At 34.7% G+C, this 21,152-nt stretch carries 19 protein-coding genes and 1 tRNA gene; 2 read left to right on the plus strand and 18 right to left on the minus strand.

Going from position 1 to position 21,152, the window contains the following annotated elements; all coding sequences use genetic code 11:
* Window positions 1-85: 85 nt before the first annotated feature.
* Both H8S00_RS08795 and H8S00_RS08800 read right to left on the minus strand, forming a co-directional pair.
* The gene (locus H8S00_RS08795; protein ID WP_186840409.1) at window positions 86-2,611 is read right to left on the minus strand and encodes a heavy metal translocating P-type ATPase; all 2,526 of its coding nucleotides are present in this window, start codon (window positions 2,609-2,611) and stop codon (window positions 86-88) included.
* Window positions 2,612-2,630: 19 nt separating this feature from the next.
* The gene (locus H8S00_RS08800) at window positions 2,631-2,930 is read right to left on the minus strand and encodes a metal-sensing transcriptional repressor (RefSeq protein WP_021953009.1); all 300 of its coding nucleotides are present in this window, start codon (window positions 2,928-2,930) and stop codon (window positions 2,631-2,633) included.
* Window positions 2,931-3,054: 124 nt separating this feature from the next.
* On the opposite strand from H8S00_RS08800, the gene H8S00_RS08805 reads away from it, so the two are divergent.
* Window positions 3,055-3,136, plus strand: a tRNA-Leu gene (locus H8S00_RS08805).
* A gap of 126 nt (window positions 3,137-3,262) precedes the next feature.
* Here H8S00_RS08805 and H8S00_RS08810 read toward each other — a convergent pair.
* The 9 genes from H8S00_RS08810 to ruvA form a co-directional block, all read right to left on the minus strand.
* Entirely contained in the window at window positions 3,263-4,864 is a 1,602-nt protein-coding gene (locus H8S00_RS08810; protein ID WP_186840410.1) for a chitobiase/beta-hexosaminidase C-terminal domain-containing protein, read from the minus strand.
* A gap of 1 nt (window position 4,865) precedes the next feature.
* Entirely contained in the window at window positions 4,866-5,495 is a 630-nt protein-coding gene (locus H8S00_RS08815; protein WP_186840411.1) for an epoxyqueuosine reductase QueH, read from the minus strand.
* 65 nt (window positions 5,496-5,560) lie between these two features.
* On the minus strand, window positions 5,561-5,983 hold the full coding sequence (locus tag H8S00_RS08820) for an NUDIX hydrolase (protein WP_118588586.1): 423 nt from the start codon (window positions 5,981-5,983) through the stop codon (window positions 5,561-5,563).
* 78 nt (window positions 5,984-6,061) lie between these two features.
* Window positions 6,062-7,417 carry a peptidoglycan D,D-transpeptidase FtsI family protein gene (locus tag H8S00_RS08825; protein WP_186840412.1) on the minus strand — a complete coding sequence of 452 codons (1,356 nt, stop codon included), beginning with the start codon at window positions 7,415-7,417 and terminating at the stop codon, window positions 6,062-6,064.
* Between the two features lie 64 nt (window positions 7,418-7,481).
* Entirely contained in the window at window positions 7,482-8,939 is a 1,458-nt protein-coding gene (locus H8S00_RS08830; protein ID WP_118588584.1) for an FtsW/RodA/SpoVE family cell cycle protein, read from the minus strand.
* 9 nt (window positions 8,940-8,948) lie between these two features.
* Window positions 8,949-11,129 (minus strand): U32 family peptidase, encoded by a 2,181-nt coding sequence (locus H8S00_RS08835; RefSeq protein WP_186840413.1) that lies wholly within the window; start codon window positions 11,127-11,129, stop codon window positions 8,949-8,951.
* A 64-nt stretch (window positions 11,130-11,193) separates the two neighbouring features.
* On the minus strand, window positions 11,194-11,592 hold the full coding sequence (locus tag H8S00_RS08840) for a cell division protein ZapA (RefSeq protein WP_207721417.1): 399 nt from the start codon (window positions 11,590-11,592) through the stop codon (window positions 11,194-11,196).
* 128 nt (window positions 11,593-11,720) lie between these two features.
* Entirely contained in the window at window positions 11,721-12,719 is a 999-nt protein-coding gene (ruvB, locus tag H8S00_RS08845; RefSeq protein WP_118588581.1) for a Holliday junction branch migration DNA helicase RuvB, read from the minus strand.
* Window positions 12,720-12,731: 12 nt separating this feature from the next.
* The gene (gene ruvA / locus H8S00_RS08850) at window positions 12,732-13,322 is read right to left on the minus strand and encodes a Holliday junction branch migration protein RuvA (protein WP_186840414.1); all 591 of its coding nucleotides are present in this window, start codon (window positions 13,320-13,322) and stop codon (window positions 12,732-12,734) included.
* Window positions 13,323-13,499: 177 nt separating this feature from the next.
* On the opposite strand from ruvA, the gene H8S00_RS08855 reads away from it, so the two are divergent.
* Window positions 13,500-14,615, plus strand: coding sequence for an FAD:protein FMN transferase (locus tag H8S00_RS08855; RefSeq protein ID WP_186840415.1), 1,116 nt, complete (start codon window positions 13,500-13,502; stop codon window positions 14,613-14,615).
* A gap of 13 nt (window positions 14,616-14,628) precedes the next feature.
* On the opposite strand, the gene H8S00_RS08860 is transcribed toward H8S00_RS08855, so the two are convergent.
* From H8S00_RS08860 to rsxC, 7 genes are read right to left on the minus strand one after another with little or no spacing between them, the layout of a single operon-like run.
* The gene (locus tag H8S00_RS08860) at window positions 14,629-16,041 is read right to left on the minus strand and encodes a spore germination protein (RefSeq protein ID WP_021952998.1); all 1,413 of its coding nucleotides are present in this window, start codon (window positions 16,039-16,041) and stop codon (window positions 14,629-14,631) included.
* A gap of 58 nt (window positions 16,042-16,099) precedes the next feature.
* The gene (locus tag H8S00_RS08865; protein WP_021952997.1) at window positions 16,100-16,915 is read right to left on the minus strand and encodes an RnfABCDGE type electron transport complex subunit B; all 816 of its coding nucleotides are present in this window, start codon (window positions 16,913-16,915) and stop codon (window positions 16,100-16,102) included.
* Window positions 16,916-16,925: 10 nt separating this feature from the next.
* On the minus strand, window positions 16,926-17,501 hold the full coding sequence (locus H8S00_RS08870) for an electron transport complex protein RnfA (RefSeq protein ID WP_186840416.1): 576 nt from the start codon (window positions 17,499-17,501) through the stop codon (window positions 16,926-16,928).
* A complete protein-coding gene (gene rsxE, locus H8S00_RS08875) occupies window positions 17,502-18,191 on the minus strand; it encodes an electron transport complex subunit RsxE (protein WP_186840417.1) in 690 nt (229 codons plus the stop codon).
* The gene (locus H8S00_RS08880; RefSeq protein WP_186840418.1) at window positions 18,191-18,832 is read right to left on the minus strand and encodes an RnfABCDGE type electron transport complex subunit G; all 642 of its coding nucleotides are present in this window, start codon (window positions 18,830-18,832) and stop codon (window positions 18,191-18,193) included. Before H8S00_RS08880 ends, rsxE begins: the two co-directional genes overlap by 1 nt.
* Before the next feature lies 1 nt (window position 18,833).
* Complete coding sequence (locus tag H8S00_RS08885; protein WP_186840419.1) at window positions 18,834-19,808, minus strand: RnfABCDGE type electron transport complex subunit D; 975 nt, start codon at window positions 19,806-19,808, stop codon at window positions 18,834-18,836.
* A 12-nt stretch (window positions 19,809-19,820) separates the two neighbouring features.
* Window positions 19,821-21,134 carry an electron transport complex subunit RsxC gene (rsxC, locus tag H8S00_RS08890; RefSeq protein WP_186840420.1) on the minus strand — a complete coding sequence of 438 codons (1,314 nt, stop codon included), beginning with the start codon at window positions 21,132-21,134 and terminating at the stop codon, window positions 19,821-19,823.
* Between the last annotated feature and the right edge of the window lie 18 nt (window positions 21,135-21,152).

The raw sequence follows: 21,152 nt of genomic DNA on the forward strand, positions 1-21,152 counted from the left end.
CACCTGTTTTTTCACGTCATTATACTGCTATTATTTTACCAAATACACAATAAATGTAAACAGGCATTTTATTTAGAAGCATTTTTTATTTAATGGACTTTACTTTATAGTCCTTATCCTCTACTGCTTTTGTCAAAATATCATCACTTACTTCTTTATTAAGAGTTACAACGGCACGGTTCTTTTCATGGCTTACTTCTGCAGCCTCCACGCCATCTACTGCTTCTAAAGCATTTTTAACTGTTGCTTCACAGTGACCACACATCATTCCTTCAATTTCCATTTCTTTTTTTAATGAATTATCCATTTTAATTTCCTCCGTTAAATTAATTTTTGATTTATTTGTTTTTTTGATTTTATAAATATCTTTAAGATTAAGCCTTAAAGCATTGGTAACTACACAAAAGCTTGATAAGCTCATGGCAGCTGCACCAAATATAGGATTTAGGGTTATGCCAAACATCGGGTACCATACACCTGCCGCAAGGGGAATACCAATTATGTTGTATATAAATGCCCAGAAAAGGTTTTCATGAATGTTTTGCAAAACCTTTTTACTTAAATTAATTGCAGCAGGTACATCCTTTAAATTACTTTTCATAAGAACGATATCTGCGGCATCAATGGCAATGTCCGTACCGGCTCCAATAGCTACGCCTATGTCTGCCTTAGTGAGGGCAGGGGCATCGTTTATTCCGTCTCCTACCATGAGAGTATTTCCTTTTTGGGATAAATCACCAATTACACGTTCTTTTCCCTGAGGTAAAACACCGGCAATAACATTATCTACACCAGCTATTTTACCAATTGCCCTTGCAGTGTTTTCGTTATCTCCGGTAATCATTACAACATTAATCCCCATATCTTCTAATTCTTTTATTGCATATGCACTTTCATCTTTAATAACGTCGGCAATTGCAATAATCCCAAGAAGCATATTTTCATCAGAAACAAAAACAGGTGTTTTTCCCTGAGCTGCCAGCTCCTTTGATAGGGACAAGGATTTTTCGTCAACGTTGATTTTTTCGGAAATATACCTGGCATTTCCGGCGTAATATATTTTGTCCTGTATTTTTCCTAAAAGTCCGTTACCAATAACTGCACTAAATTCCGTCACGTCAGATTTCTCACAATTGTTCTCTTCACAGTATGCTATTACGGCTTTAGCCAGTGGATGTTCACTTTTACTTTCAAGGGAAAATGCAATATTTAAAAGATTTTCCTTTGATGTATCGCTGGTTGTGAAAACATCTGTAATCTGAGGCTTTCCTGATGTAATGGTTCCTGTTTTGTCTAAAGCAACTATTTTGGTTTTGCCTGCATTTTCAAGGGCTGTGGCGTTTTTAAATAAAATACCGCTTTTAGCACCAATTCCATTACCAACCATTATTGCCACAGGTGTTGCAAGTCCTAAAGCACAGGGACAACTGATTACAAGAACTGAAATACCCCTTGCTAAGGCAAATCCAATGTTTTTTCCTGCAATAAGCCATACAATAATAGTTACTAGGGCAATGGCAATAACAACAGGAACAAAAATTCCTGATACTTTATCTGCAATTTTGGCAATTGGTGCCTTAGATGAAGCTGCTTCACTAACCATGTTGATTATTTGGGAAAGAGTCGTATCTTCACCTACTCTTTTGGCACGGCATTTTAAAAAGCCTGAACGGTTAATTGTTGCAGAAGTAACTTCCGAACCTGATGTTTTATCAACAGGAATACTTTCACCGGTAATTGCCGATTCGTCTACTGCACTTTCACCTTCAATTACAATTCCGTCAACAGGAATGCTCTCACCCGGTCTTACTACAAATATACATCCTTTTTCTACCTGATCAATGGATACGGTTTCCACATATTCATTTCCATTTTCATCTGTTTTTATAATTGTAGCTGTTTTAGGAGCTAAGTCCATAAGACCTTTAAGCGCGTTGGTGGTTTTTCCCTTAGAATAGGATTCCAGCATTTTTCCAACGGTAATAAGGGTAACAATCATTGCAGCAGATTCAAAGTAGAAATCATGCATATAAGTCATAACCAAATCATTGTTATTTTTCATTACTGCATCAGTCATTAAAAATAGTATGCATGTACTGTAAATAAAGGATGCACCGGCACCAAGGGCAACTAAAGTATCCATGTTAGGGGATTTATTTATTACACCTTTTATTCCGTTAATAAAGAATTTCTGGTTAATTACCAGAATAAATAAAGTAATAAGCAACTGTATAAGTCCCATTGCCACGTGATTATTTGAAATAACTGCCGGGAGTGGCCAGCCAAACATCATATGCCCCATTGATATATACATAAGGGGAATAAGTAATACCAAAGAGGCAATCAGCCTTTTTTTGATTAATGGTGTCTGGGTATCTTCAATAGATGTTGAGTCAGATTTTGAACGTTTTCCACCGGCAGATGATATTCCGTAACCTGCTTTTTTTACTGCATCAAAAATATCCTTTTCATTGGCATTTCCTTCAACCTGCATGGAATTAGTTAAAAGACTGACAGAGACACTATCAACACCTGCTACCTTTGATACTGCTTTTTCAACACGATTTTGGCATGCGGCACAACTCATGCCGGTTATGTTATACTTGTTCATTGTCTACCTCCATACGCATTTATTTCATTAGTTTTTGAATTGTGGTAACTAATTCATCAACCACTTCCATATTTCCTGCCTTAATATTATCTGCCACACAGGTGGAAATATGGTTTGATAATAGAATTTTATTAAAACTGTTTAAGGCTGCTGTAATGGCACTAACCTGAATTAACACATCAGTACAATAGGCATCATTTTCAATCATTTTCTTAACGCCCCTCACCTGACCTTCAATTCGGTTTAAACGGTTTATTAAATCCTTATATTCTTTATCTTCTCTTATTTTAGTTTTTGCACAACAGCATTCTTTATCCATAATTATTCTCCCATTGATTTTCTATGAATTAGATTATATACCCCTATAGGGTATATGTCAAGAAAAGTTTTTGAATATTTCTATTGACAATAACAGGTTATAATGATAAACTTTTTATTGCTATGCGGATGTGGCGGAATGGCAGACGCAGCAGACTCAAAATCTGCCGCCCATAAAGCGTGCGGGTTCAAGTCCCGCCATCCGCACTTTTTATTTAATAATAATTATTATAGTCATCGGATAATCCGGTGATTTTTTTATTTAACGGAAATTAATGGCAAAAAAATAAAACCGGAAGATGTAATGTAGTATTACATTTCCCGGTTTTGCTTTTATTCTTCTGTTGTTGTATTTTCGCCGTTATCAGATGACAGTGAATAGGAATCACCACTACCTACTGCCTTACTGCTTGTCCCGTTTTCACAGGAAACAGCATATGTTTCTGAGGACTTTCGTCCACCTTTAGATGTTTCAATATCACATGTAATAATGTAATAATCCTGCTTATTAATTTCTATTGTTTTTTCATAGTTAAAATATGCCACATCACCGTTTTTAAAGGTTCCATCAGAATTTTCCAGTTTGCCGGAAGATACTAAACTGTTGGCAAGAGAATTAACTGCCTCATCATAAGAAATCTTAGTAGGCTGATAATTGTATGCTCTTGTAACTACGTTACTGACTACTCCCTCATCATCTATTGCTACAAAATAATAAACGTTATTTCCCTTAGGAATTTTTATTTCTTTTTTGTAAACCTTAGAGTCTTTAGTAGGCATTGTACCGTCTGTTGTGTAATATACCTTGCATCCCTCCGGTACGGTAACAGATATTTTTTGCTCAGATGTATAATTTCCACTTTGTGGCTCAACCTGTGGTGCATCTACCTTTTTGAAATCCAAAATATATTTAGCAGTCATTTCCTTACTGGATTTACCGTTTTTGTCAATGGAATATGCACGTAAGGTAAATGTGCCTTCTTCTTCTAATTTTACCGGTGTAATATATTCCTTCTTAGTTGAACTTTCCTTAGGGTTACTTCCGTCAATGGTATAGTATATTTTAACGCCTTCTTCTGCTTCTAAGCTTATTTCAAGAGGCTTATCATAAGTTCCTTCATCAACGCCGGCAACAGGTATTGTACCATCAAAGTTTTTTAACTTTTCCTGAAGGTTAGATGGTGCAGAATTAATAAGGGGCTGAATTTTGTTCTCCATGTCGTTATTTTGATAAAGAACAATTAAATCCTCGTAATAATTAATGTTTGTATCATCTGTGTCAATTAAAAGCTCTAAATATTTAATTTCTTCCTGATCATAGCCGCCAATTATCTCGTCTATTGTATATACCATTTCATATGCTTTAATTTTCTGCTCCTTGGTAAAGGCATTGTTTGATGCATTTATAAACTGAGTTTTGGCATCCTTGTAATTCTTTTCCGTATAGTATTTATTACCAATGGAATAGTATCTGTTGTATTTCTTAGTCATAGTAGATTCTTTAATGGCAAGAGTAACAAATACTGACGCCGTAACTAATACAATGGCAACAACTGCAATTATTGCTATTTTTTCCTTGGAACTTTTCTTTGATTTTTTTGTTTTCATGTTGTTACTAACATTGCCTGTACTTTGGTAAACAGCCTTGGAATTGACTTTTTTTACCTCGCGGCTTTCTTTATGCTGCTTTATTTTCTCCTGTGCCGGAGCAGACTTAGACTCTGATTTTGTGCTTTCATGCTCTCTTGCATAGTCTTTTTTATTTAAGTTAGTACTTTCCGGCTCTTTTGAAGAAATTCCACCTAAAATATTTTCAAAGGTATTATCAGGGGGAGTTGTAACTATATCATTTTCAAAAGAATTGATTTTTGTACCACATTTTGTACAAAACATCTGATTCTCATCACATTCACTTCCGCAATTTGGACAAATCATATTATTCTTCCTTTCTTAGGGATTCACGTTTGGAAAATACGCATCCGCAATAATTCTGTCTATATAAGTTATATTCCTTTGACAGTTCTATAGAACGTTTATATCCTTCTTTCTTTTTAAAATCAGAAAACAAATAAGGTATATTGTATTTATCTGATAATTCTTTTCCGATTTCGTTTAATTTAGCTGAATTTTTTAAGGGGCTGATGGATAATGTAGTTGTAAAGTAATCATAGTTTTTATTAGAAGCTATAGTTGCTGTTTTTTCTAATCTAAGTCTATAACACTTAAAACAACGGGCTCCACCTTCTAAACAATCCTCTAATCCTGTTACATTATTAAAAAATTCTTCCGGGCAGTAGTCACAAACTTTTACATCCACTTTGTTTATAAATTTTTTTTCACTAATAAACCTTCTTAGTTCCCGGGCTCTATGGTTATATTCTGACACACCGTCAATGTTAGGGTTATAGAATAATGCAGTAATATCAAAATATTGAGTTAAATATTCTAATACATAGCTGCTACATGGAGCACAGCACACATGAAGTAAAAGACGTGGTACTTTACCAGCCTTTGTAATTATATTTAGTTCTTTTTCTAATTCCTTCTGATAATTTATTTTATTCATAATACACAATACATTCATGCTTCAAAAAAGACAGGAATAAGCCTGTCCTTTTTAAGTCATAAACACTATTTAATTAATGACTTACTCATTAAATATGCTTTTTCTAATATATTTTTCTCATTCGGAAATTTTAGCAAGTGATATGCTTCAATATATTTATAATATCCCGAATCATAGAAAAACTCTTCACGTTGTGGTTTGCTATAATAACTGTCTGCTGTCATTAAATACCAGTATACTTCTTTATTGACTATACCTGAAGGTGTATTGAAAGAATATTCGCTTTTATCGATATAGTCTATAATCTTTCCGGTCACACCTGTTTCTTCACGTACTTCTCTAATGGCAGTTTCCCGGTGATTTTCACCTTTTTCAACGGTACCTTTTGGTAAAACCCATCCTTCGTATCTGTTTCGATAGTTTTTATATAACAGTAAAATCTTCTTACGATATATAACCACACCGCCACAACTAACCGCTTTTTCCATTGCGATTCCTCCTGTCTGTTAGTGTGCGCTTAGTGTAAGTATACAGTATGAACCAATGCATTTCAAGACAACCATGAATTATTTTTTATCAAAATAAGAGTCAAAAATTTCCTTTACACAATTAACGGCGGAATTGCTGCCCTCCGGCATATTTTCAATAACAACTGCAATGGCAATTTTTCTCTTTCCTTTTTTGGCATACCCGACAAACCATGAGTTGACATTATCTTTTTTGTCAACTTCTGCAGTTCCGGTTTTTCCGTAGGCACTGTAATCTGAATTTGTCATAATACGCCCTGTACCGTATTCACAAACAGCAGCCATATATTCCTGAAGCTGTTTTGCCTCGGCTTTAGTCATTAGTGTTTTGTATTTTTCATGTTTTGTGTAACTTACAACATTTCCACTACTGCTTTCAATATGGTCAACAATGTAAGGTTTCATTAAAACTCCGTCATTGGCAATGGCTGATGCAATCATAGCCATATGTGCCGGTGATATGGTAGTTTTTCCCTGACCAATACTGGTTTGGGTAATATCAAATTCAGTGGAATCCTTATCCAGTGGAAAAACACTTTGGTTGTAATCCATGTCCAAAGGAAGCTTCTGATTAAACATTAAATCTTCTGCTGTTTTCTTAAATTTACTTACCTTTAAACTGTTACCAATAGTTGAAAAGGCACTGTTGCAGGAATAAGCAAAGGCATCTTTTAATGTTTCACTTCCATGGGAATTACCGTTAAAACATTTAATGGAAAATCCACCAAAATTTGCCTGACCATTACAATTATAACTAAAATCATTATAATTTTTATTTTCCCTCATATATTCAAGAGTTGTTAAAATCTTAAATATTGAGCCCGGAATATACTTTCCCTGGGTGGCACGGTTTACAAGTCTTGAATCATTTGGGTCATTGGCAATCTGATCCCATATATCGTTTATTGTTGAAGGATCATATGAAGGAAGAGATACCATTGAGTAAATCTCTCCTGTTGTAGGATTCATTACAAAAGCCGCACCTTTATATCCCTTTAAACTGTTATAAGCTGTCTTTTGAATATTAACACTTAAGGTTGTATGCACGTCACAACCTTTCTCAGTGTTATCGGTAAAATCATCTACAATTTTTGAAATTACATTGGTCTGGGATGAAAGCAAATCATAGTTGCACATTTTTTCAAGACCATATTTACCATGGGTGGTTATACCTATGGCATGAGAGAAAACATTTCCATAAGGGTATTCTCTTGTGTCATCGGTTAAATCACTTTCAGTATTTTTAGTATCAGTATAGGCAAGCTTCTTGCCGTTTTTGCTGTAAATAGTTCCCCTTATAACCGTTGATGACTGACTGTCAATTCTGTGATTATATGGATTATTTAATATATCGTGGCTGTCTACTACAACAAAGTAAAGGTAATAACCTATCATAAATAAAAATATAAAGGAGATTACAAAGGTTGTAATTTTAGCCTGTTTATTCATTTTTTTTCGCTCAATGCCTGTTGATTCTGATTTCCTGCGTGTTGTGCGGCGATTTCCTGATTTTTGCCGTGTTTCTTGTTGCAACATTTCCTGTTCCCTCCATTGGCACTTTTCTTCTAACCGGTTTCTTTGCCGTAGTTGTACCTACTATGGCAAGTCCCTGAATTATGGCAAAGACAATTAATGTACTAAGTATTGAACTGCCACCATAACTTATAAGTGGTAGAGTTACTCCTGTTGAAGGAATCATTTTTATGGCACCTCCAACGGTTACAATTATCTGAACTGCGTACTGTATTCCAAGTCCAACGCATACTAATTTGTTAAACAGACTTACCTGCTGCATTCCCGTATTTAAAAATGCAATAAAGCAACTTAAACATACTAAAATAATAAGTACTGCAAAAATTGCTCCAAACTCTTCACCTATGGCTGAAAAAACAAAATCCTGATCCACAACGGGAACATCCGTAGGTCGTCCCTGATATAAACCTGTTCCTGTTAAGCCACCGTTACCTATTGCAAATAAGGATTGGGTTATCTGATAGCCGGTGTCAGCCGGATCAGACCACGGGTTCTGCCATGCAAAAACACGTTCCTGCACATGGTAAAAAATCTTATATGCCGCCACTGATGCAACGGAAAGACCGGTAAAGCCCACAAAAATATAACCGATATTTCTTGTTCCCACATATACCATGAATACATATATCATAAAGAATATTAAAGCACTTCCTAAATCCTTTGATACAACCAATATAATTACGTGGATTCCTGCCATTATGGCTGAAATTACTATCTGGCCGAATTTCGTTGATTTGGCAAGCATTCCAGCTATAAAAAATACAAATATTATTTTGACAAATTCTGACGGTTGGAAAGAAAAACTATTTCCAAATTTAATTGCAAGATTAGCACCGTTATCTTTTTTACCCAATACAAGAACTGATAACAACAATGCAACGCCTACAAAACAATATATCCACGTAAGGGATTTCCACATTTCATATTTGCTCATAAGATATGGCACAATAAGTGATGCTAATGATACTATGGCAACAATTATGAATTGTTTTATACTGTTTTGAAAACGAAGTCTTGCTAAAATTATAAATCCAACAGTTAAAAGCATACACATGTTACTTAAAATTGCTTTATTTATGTTTGGATAAATAATTGGGAAAATTCCCAACACTACTATAAGATAACACAGCTGCGCCCCACCTAAAACAATAATAACAATATCGGTATTATCACTAGGGTCTGAAGCCTTTAAGCCGGCATAGTGGGAATAAATTGTAAATATTCCCAGCAGATACGTGAGAAAAATAACCGCATTCTGACGTTGAAATATTCCTGCCAGTTTGTAGGGATTCTTGCATCTTAAGGCGCTGAAACATTCCCATGTGTAAAATAGCATTAACAAAATAAATAAATATTTAGTTACTACAACAATAAAAGTACCCATTTTTCTTTTCTACATTACTCCTCTGTTAAAATGTCCTCTTGTGGTAGTGTCATCTGCCACAACAGGTATCTTTCTGATAAAGGCATCTTCTGCCATTGACAATATATTATCTGTTTCCTTCCGTTTCTCAATTGTGAGATTTATTCGTACACTTTTTAAATTAAGACCTTCTATGTCTTTTTCATATTTAAAAAGTGATAAAGGCTTACAATTATACATAACATTATAACAATATTTACATACACATCTGGTTACAAATTCATTTTTTTTTGAATCTTTTAGTGTGTATACAGTGTTATTATGTGCGCATTTATCTGTTGTTTTTATGCAACATCCTGCTGAAATCATTACAGGCATATATCCATAAACAATAAATTCCTCATTATTGCATTTTCGTGCTTTCAACTGTCTTAAATTAAGCTCAGCCGGTACTGTAGTTACAACATTGTAATTATTTACATAAAAATTTTTGGCATAACCGTTATAGGAATAAACGTTATAGTCAAAAATGTATTCAGCTTCCGGATAATTTTCATGTAAGAAATAATATTGTTCTAAATTTCTTATAAGGAAACCGTCTATACATGTTTCGTTGTCTAATGTATCCTTATATTCCTGCAAAAATATATCCATATCCTTTAAACGACTTACATAAGGCATGGCAATGTATACCTGCCTATGGTTTTCATTTATAAAATCAAATGCTATTTTTATTCCTTTTTCATCGAAAAACTGAAGTTCAATATAAATTTTATTTATAAATTCTTTTGAAACAGCAACCTGTAATTGCTCATAAGTGCTTACCGATATATTAATACACATATCACCATGGTAATTATCTTTTATAACAGATACACATTCATTATCTTTATCTGAATTGCCATAGATATTTCTTTTATAAGAAGATAAAATTTCCTGATATATTAACTCTAAAAGCTGTCGTCTGACATTTTTTATTTCACCCACAGTTAAAAATAAACCATCATCTAAATCTAAAAACACAGGATTAAAACTAAAATCGGTATCACCTGTTTTTAAAACCTGCTTTAATATTGTATCCTTGTCTATCGGGCGTTTCTGTGCCTTGTCAGGAATTAAACCATAGGCTGTTATCTCCTTTCCATATACATTTGCACACATGGTAAAAGGCTTATTATTCTTACAGATTATTTTTACATCAAAGGTTTCCTTTAGCTTTTTGCCAATATATTTATTTTTAATATTGGATGTTAAGGCTTCATTTCCACTTCTAAAAGTAGGCTTTTTTAATGAAATCATTTCCTTTCCATTATGAACCTTATAATAACTTTCATTGAAACCGTTTCTGTTAAACAAATTATATAATATATCTATATCCCGGGAATCTACTTTATGACCGGATTTATTTTTTTGGTATAAATCTATATATTTTCTATATATACTTACAACTCCGGCAATATATTCAGTTTTCTTCATTCTTCCTTCTATCTTAAGGGAATGAACACCTGACTCAATAATATCAGGTAAAATATTCAAAGTACATATATCTTTTGGACTTAAAACATACTTTGAATCCCCCGGATTTAATACTTTTTCGTTCTGTATTACATCATATTCCATTCGGCACGGCTGGGCACATCTTCCACGGTTTCCACTTCTGCCACCTATGTAGCTGCTAAAAAAACACTGTCCTGAATAACAATAACATAGGGCACCGTGAACAAAACACTCTATTTCAATATTTACATTTTCATGAATATCCTTTATTTCTTTAAGGGACAATTCCCTTGGAAGAACAACCCTTGTGGCACCAAGTTCTTTTAATTCCTGTGCCGTGCGTTTGCCAAAGATGGTCATCTGGGTGCTGGCGTGAATGTGTAAATCAGGAAAATGTGTTCTGATATAATTAAAAACTCCCATATCCTGCACAATTACTGCGTCTAAACCATTTTCATATAATGGAAGAATATAATTATAGAGTTTTTCGTTAATTTCGTCATCACGCAAAAGTGTATTTACAGTTAAATAAAGCTTTCTATTATGTATGTGTGCATAATTAATGGCATCAATTAGCTGCTCTGTTGTCAAATTATCAGCATTTGCTCTTGCACCAAACATTTCGCCACCGGTATATACGGCATCCGCCCCTGCATTAAATGCAGCTATAACACTTTCATAGGAGCCACCCGGTGCTAAAAGTTCAATATCCATGTCACTCTCCAAAACCATCTTTCAAGAAACGACCAGGCTAAACCTGATCGCTATATTCCTTTAATTAATTTTTTAATTCTGTCTGTAATCTTACAATCTCTTTTTCAAGTTCCTTGATTTTATCTAAAGCTTCTTTTAATTCTTTTTCAGTAGCTTCTGCCTTTGAATCTGAGACAATTAATTCGTGCTTTAAATCATAAACTTCTTTTTCTTTGATTTCCAAATCATTTTCTAACAAATCAGCCTGTTTTTTAGCCTTGAAGTAATCATTGGCAATGTTGATTTCAAGTAAGATACGCTGCATATCCATTTTCTGCATACGGTAGTTTTCGTTTTGCTTAAATTCCATAATCATATTGTTTATGTATGAAGCTACCTTTTGTAAATATGCTTCACTTTCAAAACCACCGATATTGTATATTTTTCCATCTATAATTACATCTATATAATTCTTTGATGCCATAATTTTCTCCTAACTGTATAAAATACCTATATAAATACTGTACCTTAAAACTTCAATTATAATATCATAAATTACTGTTATGGTCAAAAGGTATTTGGTGTTATGGTTTTTTGGAAAAGTAATAAATCCTATTGCTCATAAGGAATACCTAAATGTTCATAGGCTGTAGGGGTTGCAATACGACCTCTTGGTGTACGCTGTATTAATCCATTTTGAATAAGGTAAGGCTCGTAAACATCCTCTAGAGTACCTGAATCCTCCCCTAAGGCAGCCGCTAATGTGTCTAAACCTACAGGGCCTCCGGCAAATTTGGAAATAATGGTATCTAAAATACTTCTGTCCCCTCTGTCTAAACCTAATTTGTCCACTTCTAAAAGATTAAGGGCGGTGTTTGCCACATCTTCCGTGATAACGCCGTCATATTTTACCTGGGCAAAATCCCTGACACGTTTTAAAAGGCGGTTGGCAAGTCTCGGAGTTCCTCTAGAACGCCTTGCCATTTCCTCGGCACCTTTATCATCTATTTCCACTCCTAAAATATCGGCGGATCTTATTATAATTTTTTTTAGTTCTGATATATTATAAAATTCTAATTTATTAATAACTCCAAATCTGTCTCTTAAAGGTGCAGTAAGAAGTCCTGCCCTTGTTGTGGCACCGATTAATGTAAATTTTGGTAAATCAAGCCTTATGGAGCGGGCAGCCTGTCCTTTCCCAATCATTATATCAATGGAATAATCTTCCATTGCCGGGTAAAGAACTTCTTCCACCTGTCTGTTTAATCTGTGGATTTCATCAATAAATAAAATATCATTTTCAGATAAGTTATTAAGGATTGCAGCCATTTCTCCCGGCTTTTCAATGGCAGGGCCGGAGGTTACCTTAATATTTACTCCCATTTCGTTGGCAATAATAGTGGAAAGGGTGGTTTTACCCAGTCCCGGAGGGCCATAAAGTAACACATGGTCTAAAGGTTCGTTTCTGGTTTTTGCTGCTTCTATGAAAATTTTTAAGTTATTTTTTGCTTTTTCCTGACCAATATACTGGTCTAATTTCTGAGGTCTCAGACCTTTTTCTATAACTGCGTCTTCCGAAACCATTTCTGTTTGAATAATTCTTTTATCCATATTTAATCCTCATTAAAAAATATATTTAAGTGCATTTTTCAGTAAATCTTCCACATCCATATTCTTAGCATTTGGCACCTTTTTAATGGCACTGTATGCATCTGATTTGGAGTATCCTAAAGAAACAAGAGCTTCTAGTGCATCATCAAAATCACCCTTTGCTGCCGGAATTTCTTCATAGTCTGTTCCACCGATTATACTATCCATATCAATTTTATCCTTAAGTTCAATAATAATCTTTTGAGCAGTTTTGTTTCCTATACCCTGAGCTTTTGCAATAGCCTTGGCATCTCCTGATATAATGGACATGGCTAGGGCATCACCGGGACATGCAGTTATAATGGCAAGTCCACCCTTAGGTCCTACTCCACTTACTCCAAGAAGCATTTTAAAAAAATTAAGTTCGTCTTTTGAAAGAAAACCATACAGCTGCATGGCATCTTCCTTTACACTTAAATAAGTATATATTTTTAATTCCTCTCCAATACCTATAGTGTCAAGTACATGCCCGGGCATAAAGATTCCGTAACCAATTCCGTTATTATCTATAATTACTTTGTCATTTTCAATATTCTCTACTATACCTTTTATATAAGAAATCATTTTAAATATCCTCATTAACAATAAATCTAATTGTTTCGTAAAATCAGTTATTTGTACGACCACATTATAATAGCATATATCAATTTTTTATACAAATCTATCTTATTTATTATCGAAATTTTAAGATAAATATGCTATATTAAATGAATGAATGAATAATGAATCGGAGATAAATTTATGAAAAAGGACAAACTTAAGAAATATTTAAAATCGTTTGTAATATTTACACTTGTTGCTTCGTTATCAGTATCAATATCAGGATGCAGTAAAAAAGAAGAGTTTCCCCTTTCTCTTACTAACTTTTGTTTTGATACTACTATTACAATTACCATTTATGAATACGCCGGGGAGTCGGAAGCCCAGGATATTATAAATGAATGTTTCGGGTTGTGTAATCATTATGATAAAATGTTTAGCACAACAAAAAAAGACAGTGATATTTCAAAAATTAACCAAAGCAAAACGAAGGGCTGCAAAGTTAATCATGTTGTATCGGATGTAATAAAGGACAGTATTAAGTACAGTAAAAAATCAAAAGGAGCATTTGATGTTACAATTGGAGAACTTTCAGATATGTGGAATGTAACAGGGGATAATCCTACAGTTCCTGATGATAAAAAAATTAAAGAAGCCATTAAACATGTAGGCTATAAAAACATAAAGTGTGAAGATGAAAAAGTAACTTTAAAAGATGGTGAAACCCGCCTTGATTTAGGAAGTATTGTTAAGGGATTTGTTGCTGACAAACTTAAAAGCTATATGATTTCAGAAGGGGTAAAATCAGGGATAATCGATTTAGGTGGTAACATACTTACCATAGGTGGAAAGTCTGATGATGAACCATTTGTAATAGGGATTAAGAATCCTTTTTATAATAATGACATAACACCAACAGTAAATGGCAATGAAGATTACATAAAAAATAACGATGAATATTGTCTTAAACTTGATGTATCAGATAAATCTGTAGTAACGTCAGGAATTTATGAGAGATATTTTAAAAAAGATGACAAAATATATCATCACATACTAGATACTTCTACCGGGTATCCTGTGGATAATGATTTAGCTTCGGTAACTATAATTTCAAATTCATCTGAGGCCGGGGATGCATTAAGTACAACAGCTTTTATTATGGGGCTTAAAGATGGAATGAATCTGATTAATAAAACCCAAAAAACTGAAGCAGTTTTTGTAACTAAAGGCGGAAAAATACATATGTCAAAAGGACTTGAACAAACAGAAGATGGTGATGTTATAATAGAAACAACTACTTCATCAGAAAAAGAATGAGACTGGGATGGTCTCATTCTTTCTTTTTTATTGACACCCTGAAAAAACGCAACATAAATTTCTTAAAGTCAAAGGGAAATAAAGGGTATATATAGCTTGTCTGGGCTATGGTTCTGTTCAAAGCAATAGTTAGTAATGTGAAAACACATCCTATTATCATTCCCCACAAATTAAATAACTGGGTAAGAATTAATATTATTATCCTTAAAAATTTAATGGAATATGCCAGCTCATAATTTTCATGGGTGAAATTGGCAATGGCAACCACTGCCATGTACAGCATGGTTTGCTGGTTAAACCATCCTGTATTTACTGCAAACTCACCGATTATTATGGCAGCAATTAAACTTAAAGGGGTATTTAATGTGCTGGGAGTATTTATTGCCGCTAATTTTAAACCATCAATAGCAAGCTCTAACAATAAAAGCTGCCAGAAAATGGGGACAAATTGTACATCTGTAATTTTGGTAAATTCAAGCCAGTCCGGTAACAGCCCCGGATTGTTTGCATATAGCAAATAAAGAGGGGTTAAAATTAATGACATAACTGTAATGAAGGCACGGGCAAGTCTTAAATAAGTCCCTGTAATTGGCGGAAAATAATAATCATCTGCTTCTTCTATTACATCAAAAATAGTTGTCGGTAAAATCATTGCGGCAGGGGAATTATCCACTAAAATACATATTTGTCCTTCTAATATTTCAGCAGCCACAGTATCCGGTCTTTCAGTATATCTGAATTTAGGAAACGGATTAAACCAATGACCTTTATGAATACATTCCGAAAGGCTTTCCTGATTCATAGGCAACGCGTCTGTTTTAATATTTTCAATTTGTGATTTTATTCTTTTTAGAAGTTTTTTATCAACCCTGTCTTTCATATAACAAAGGGCTATATCCGTTCTGGAACTTTTTCCGGCTCTAAGTATTTCACACATATATTCAGGATTTCTAATTCTCCTTCTTATAAGCGCTGTGTTTAATACTAATGTTTCCACAAAGCCATCCCGTGAACCTCTAAGAACCTTGTATTTTTCAGGCTCCTGAACATTTCTTGCAGGATATTTCCTTACGTCAATTAGCATTGCCTTATCATATCCGTCAATTAACAGGCATACCACTCCTGAAAGAAGCAATGTAAGAACATTATATTTATCGTCATATAAGTCTATTTGTATAAAAGGAATTTTATTATCAGCGAAATCTTCCACCGGTACATTTAAATCGGAAGGCTCAATACCTGTAAAAAACTCCTGGACTTTCTGTATTAAATCATTGTCGCAAAATCCGTTTATATAATACATTACGGCTTTCTTTCCACCAACAATAAAATTACGCTTTAAAATATCAAAGCTTTCATCAATATATAATATTTCATCAAAAGTATTAATGTTTTCAACAATATTTTTATTAATAAATTTTTCCATAAAAAACCTCACACCATTACTAGTGTGAGATTTTTTAGAAAATTTATTCAATTTTTAATTATAGTTTTTCAATAACTTTCTTTGGACACTTTTCGGCACATACACCACATTTTTTACATTTATCCTGCATAATTGTTGCCAGATTATATCCAAAATCAATAGCCTGCACAGGGCAGTTCTTTGCGCATAGTCCACAGCCAATGCAACCTGCACTACAAGCCTGCATTACATCCCTTCCTTTATCGTGGGAACTACATTTAACCATGTATTTAGTATCAGCAGGTATAATTGAAATTAAATTCTTAGGACATGCTGCAACACATTTGCCACAGGCCTTACATTTTTCGCTATCAACTATTGCCTTGCCGTTTACTACGTGTATGGCATCAAATTCACAGGCTTTTACACAGCTTCCAAGTCCTAAACAGCCATAACTACAGGCTTTTGCACCTCCACCGGGAATGTTTGCAGCATCCTGACATGACATATTTCCATAATAGTTATATTTATCTTTGGCTTTTTCACAGTCACCGGAACAGGCAACATAAGCCACTTTTTTAACTACGTTAGCTTCAACTCCCATTATGTCTGCTATTATCTTTGCAGTGCTTTCGCCACCTACAGGACAGGCTGACGGATCACATTCTCCTTTGGCAATGGCTGATGCTAAGGCATCACATCCGGCATATCCACAACCACCGCAATTGTTACCGGGTAATGCTTCTCTTATGGCAACTTCTTTTTCATCTACTTCTACTGATAAGAATTTGCCGGCGATACCCAGTGCTATACCAATAATTAATCCTACGCCACCAACAATGGCAACGGCATATAAAATTCCTGTCATTGTTGTACTTAATGCTAAAATTTCCATATATGCCTCCTTATACAACACCGGTAAATCCGGTAAATGCTATAGCCATAAGTCCTGCTGAAATAAGTACAATAGGTGTACCTCTAAAAGGTTTTGGAATATTATTGTTTTCTGATTTTTCTCTTATTCCTGCAAGAATTACAATTGAGATTAAAAATCCAAAGGATGTACCAAAGGAACATGCCATGCTTTCACCAAAATTATAACCGTTATCTATGTTTGAAATTGCTACACCAAGTACGGCACAGTTGGTTGTAATTAATGGCAAATATACCCCAAGTGCCTGATATAATGGTTTAACAAATTTCTTTAATATCATTTCAACTAACTGAACTAAAGCTGCAATTACAAGAATAAATACAATGGTTTGTAAGTATTCAAGATTAAGGGGTGTAAGTATAGCGTAATAAACACCATAGGTAACTGCTGATGCAATCATAATTACAAAGATTACTGCAGCTCCCATTCCCGCAGCAGTATCAGTTTTTTTAGAAACCCCGAGGAATGGACACAAACCTAAAAACTGACTTAATACAACGTTATTTACCAGTGCAGCTCCCACTGCAATTAACATACAATTAACCATTTATGCCTCCTCCTTTTCATCTTTAGTGCAATTGGTAAAATCACTGCCACAGCCTGTGCATCCTGCACACCCCTGTTCACATTGGAGTTTTCGTGGCTTCTTTCCATGGCTGATTCTTATCTGGTTCTGAATGGCAATAAGGGCAGCTAAAATAAAGAATGCTCCCGGTGCCATAACGAAAATACCTATACCGTCCCATCTAGGAATATTAATTCCAAGAATAGTTCCTGCACCAATTATTTCTCTAAAACCTCCAAGAAGTGACAAGGCTATTGTAAATCCAAGTCCCATTCCCAAGCCGTCAAATAATGCCGGTATAGGAGGATTTTTTGAAGCATAGCTTTCTGCTCTTCCTAAAATAATACAGTTAACAACAATCAGTGGTATGTAAATACCAAGAGACTGGTTAAGAGATGGAAGATATGCTTCAAGAAGAAACTGTAATATAGTTACAAAACTAGCTACAATAACAATAAATGCCGGTACTCTCACTCCGTTAGGAATGATTTTTCTAAGAAGTGAAATCACGAAGTTTGACAAAACAAGAACTGCCATTGTACTAAGTCCCATTCCTGCTCCGTTTATCATGGAAGATGTAACAGCCAGTGTCGGACACATTCCAAGAATAAGAACAAAAGTAGGATTTTCCTTAATAATACCGTTATATAAACGCTCAACACATCTGTTCATTAATTAGCACCTCCTGTAATATTTTTCACACAGGCAATTGCAGCATTTACACCATGTGTTACCGCATTTGTGGTTATTGTTGCACTGCTTATGGCATTAATTTCATTATCAGCAGAAGCTCCTGCCTTATTATATTTGAAATAATCAACTTTTTTGTTTTTAAACTGGGACATAAATGAATCTTCTTTCGCTTTCATTCCAAGTCCCGGTGTTTCACTTAATGAAAGGAACGAAATTCCAGTAACGGTTCCGTCTGTTTTTATGCCTACCGTAATTTGAAGGGAACTGCCATAAGCTTCATTATCCGTAACCGTAACAATATATCCTAAATCATTACCGCTATCATCTGTTGCTTTAACAACATTATCAATGGTGGCATTATAAGCCTTAATTGTGGAAATTCCATTTTCCTTTTCAGTGTTTTTGATTTCCTTAGAAATGGTGTCATTTAATTTTGAATCAAAATCCACAGTATCATATTTAGAAAGTCCCGGCATTACAGCTTCATATGCCTCAACCATAGTTTTTTCTTCCTGCTTTGCCCTTGCATCTGATGTAACATTGTAAACAAAGCCAAGTCCCAAACCGGAAATTAAAGTTATAACAAATAATATTAATGTATCTTTAAATATTTTGTTCATATTATCTGCCTCCCTTCTGTTTTACAATACCAAAAGCTCTAGGTATTGTATATTTTTCAATAAGAGGAACAAGAAGGTTACAGAATATAATGGCAAAAGATACACCTTCTGCATTAGCACCAAAAGTTCTGAATATAGCAGTTAAAAGTCCAAGACATATGCCATAAATATACCTGCCGCCCTTTGTAATAGGTGATGTAACATAATCAGTTGCCATAAAGAAGGCACCAAATATTAAACCGCCACCGCAAAGCTGCTGGGCTAAAAATACAGGGTCAGATGACTGATTAAATAACATAATACATACAGCAAATACAGCAATATATGTAAGAGGTATTCTTACGTCAATTATTTTTCTGATAACTAAGTAAGCTGCACCAATTAAAAGTGCAATAATACTTGTTTCACCAATGGTTCCTGCATGATTACCGATAAACATGTCAATAAGTGATGCAGAGCTTTCACCTGCATTTTTTAATGCTGTAAGTGGTGTTGCACTGGTGGCAGCATCAATTTCCTTAATATCCTTAGGATAAAATGCTGTCATGTCACCGGCAAAGGATAAAACAAGGAAACATCTGGCACCTAATGCCGGGTTCATAAAGTTTTGACCTAAACCACCAAAAAGCTGTTTTACAATAATTATTGCAAAAACTCCACCTAATGCCGCTTTCCAATATGGAAACGTGCATGGTAAATTAAGCGCCAGTATCATACCTGTTACTACGGCACTTAAATCAAAAATCGTTATTTTCTGATCTGTTATTGTTGTGTAAATATATTCCGCCGCAACACAGGAAATAACTGTAATTAATATAAGTAATGCTGAATGAATGCCATATTTGATTCCAAAAAGATTGGTATAGTTATATATGCCAAAAGCTGATGTAGGAATCATAGCAATAATAACATCTCTCATTATACTTTTGGTTGTCATTTTAGCCTTTACGTGAGGGCTTGATGATACGTTATACATTATTTGTCACACTTACCCTTTCCTACGTGCTGCCTGCACTTTTCTTTTCATTGTTCTAACTGACTGCGTAATATTTCTATTGGCAGGACAGTTGTAGTTACATGTTCCACATTCTATACATTCCATGCCATGCATTTTTACAAATGCTTCCATATCGTTTGCATCTGCCGCATGGGCAAGCTTGGCACAAATAAGACCTTCCGGACAAACCATGGCGCATTTACCACAGTTTAAACAGTTAGTCATTGTTGCTCTTGAAATTTCATCCTGTTTGAATGCTAACAGAGCTGAAGAACCTTTTATAACAGGAACTTCTAAAGAAAACATCGCCTGTCCCATCATAGGCCCGCCGGAAATGATTTTTTCAACGTTTTCATCCATTCCTCCGGCTTCCTTAACTAACTGTGCGTGACTGGTTCCAAATGGTACCTCCAGGTTGCATGGGCTGTTAATTCCGTCTCCTGAAACGGTAACAATACGTTCCGTAAGAGGTTTGTTGAATTTAACTGCACGATAAATATTATATATTGTATCAACATTATCTACTATACAGCCTGCATCAGCAGGAAGCATTGAGGAATTAATTTTCCTTTTGGTAACAGCATATATAATATGTCTCTCAGAACCCTGGGGGTATTTTGTTTTTAATTCTGCTACACTGATTTTGTCTTCTTTTTCAGTAAGCTTCTTTAAATTTTCTATAACATCAGGTTTATTGTTTTCCACAGCAATAACACCTTTTGCATTTTCAAAAAGCTTAAGTACGATTTTTAAGCCCTCAATTACCTCTGACGGCTGTTCTACAAGTCTTCTATAGTCGGAAGTTATGTATGGCTCGCACTCAGCTGCATTTACAATTACATAATCAATGGAGTTATCATCCTTAGGAGTAAGCTTTACATGAGTAGGAAAGCACGCACCTCCAAGTCCGACTACGCCACAGTCTTTTACAGCTTTTCTAATAGTATCTTTTGACCAGGGTTCATTATTTGGTTCATAATTATATTCTTCATATAAATTGTCATTTTCGATAATGATAGAAAGAACCTTGCTTCCGTTAGGAACTAATCGTTTTTCGATTTTCTTAACAGTACCTGAAACAGATGAATGAATGTTAGCTGATACAAATCCATCTGCACCGGCAATAAGCTGTCCCTTAAGAACTCTCTCTCCCACTTCTACAACAGGTTTCGCCGGTGCACCAATGTGTTGTGATACCGGAAAAACAAGTTCACCTTCAGGGAGAATTTTTCTTACGGCAACATCTTTAGACAATTCTTTTCCATCATATGGATGAACTCCGCCCTTAAATGTTAGAATAGACATTTTTTTACCTCTCTTTGC

It is taken from the genome of Eubacterium segne, assembly GCF_014287775.1.
GTDB lineage: Bacteria > Bacillota > Clostridia > Lachnospirales > Lachnospiraceae > Eubacterium_G > Eubacterium_G segne.

Coding starts and splice junctions, on each gene's coding strand:
- H8S00_RS08795 (WP_186840409.1), bottom strand. CDS start 2,611: ATGAACAAGTATAACATAACCGGCATGAGTTGTGCCGCATGCCAAAAT.
- H8S00_RS08800 (WP_021953009.1), bottom strand. CDS start 2,930: ATGGATAAAGAATGCTGTTGTGCAAAAACTAAAATAAGAGAAGATAAA.
- H8S00_RS08810 (WP_186840410.1), bottom strand. CDS start 4,864: ATGATTTGTCCAAATTGCGGAAGTGAATGTGATGAGAATCAGATGTTT.
- H8S00_RS08815 (WP_186840411.1), bottom strand. CDS start 5,495: ATGAATAAAATAAATTATCAGAAGGAATTAGAAAAAGAACTAAATATA.
- H8S00_RS08820 (WP_118588586.1), bottom strand. CDS start 5,983: ATGGAAAAAGCGGTTAGTTGTGGCGGTGTGGTTATATATCGTAAGAAG.
- H8S00_RS08825 (WP_186840412.1), bottom strand. CDS start 7,417: ATGATAGGTTATTACCTTTACTTTGTTGTAGTAGACAGCCACGATATA.
- H8S00_RS08830 (WP_118588584.1), bottom strand. CDS start 8,939: ATGGGTACTTTTATTGTTGTAGTAACTAAATATTTATTTATTTTGTTA.
- H8S00_RS08835 (WP_186840413.1), bottom strand. CDS start 11,129: ATGGATATTGAACTTTTAGCACCGGGTGGCTCCTATGAAAGTGTTATA.
- H8S00_RS08840 (WP_207721417.1), bottom strand. CDS start 11,592: ATGGCATCAAAGAATTATATAGATGTAATTATAGATGGAAAAATATAC.
- ruvB (WP_118588581.1), bottom strand. CDS start 12,719: ATGGATAAAAGAATTATTCAAACAGAAATGGTTTCGGAAGACGCAGTT.
- ruvA (WP_186840414.1), bottom strand. CDS start 13,322: ATGATTTCTTATATAAAAGGTATAGTAGAGAATATTGAAAATGACAAA.
- H8S00_RS08855 (WP_186840415.1), top strand. CDS start 13,500: ATGAAAAAGGACAAACTTAAGAAATATTTAAAATCGTTTGTAATATTT.
- H8S00_RS08860 (WP_021952998.1), bottom strand. CDS start 16,041: ATGGAAAAATTTATTAATAAAAATATTGTTGAAAACATTAATACTTTT.
- H8S00_RS08865 (WP_021952997.1), bottom strand. CDS start 16,915: ATGGAAATTTTAGCATTAAGTACAACAATGACAGGAATTTTATATGCC.
- H8S00_RS08870 (WP_186840416.1), bottom strand. CDS start 17,501: ATGGTTAATTGTATGTTAATTGCAGTGGGAGCTGCACTGGTAAATAAC.
- rsxE (WP_186840417.1), bottom strand. CDS start 18,191: ATGAACAGATGTGTTGAGCGTTTATATAACGGTATTATTAAGGAAAAT.
- H8S00_RS08880 (WP_186840418.1), bottom strand. CDS start 18,832: ATGAACAAAATATTTAAAGATACATTAATATTATTTGTTATAACTTTA.
- H8S00_RS08885 (WP_186840419.1), bottom strand. CDS start 19,808: ATGTATAACGTATCATCAAGCCCTCACGTAAAGGCTAAAATGACAACC.
- rsxC (WP_186840420.1), bottom strand. CDS start 21,134: ATGTCTATTCTAACATTTAAGGGCGGAGTTCATCCATATGATGGAAAA.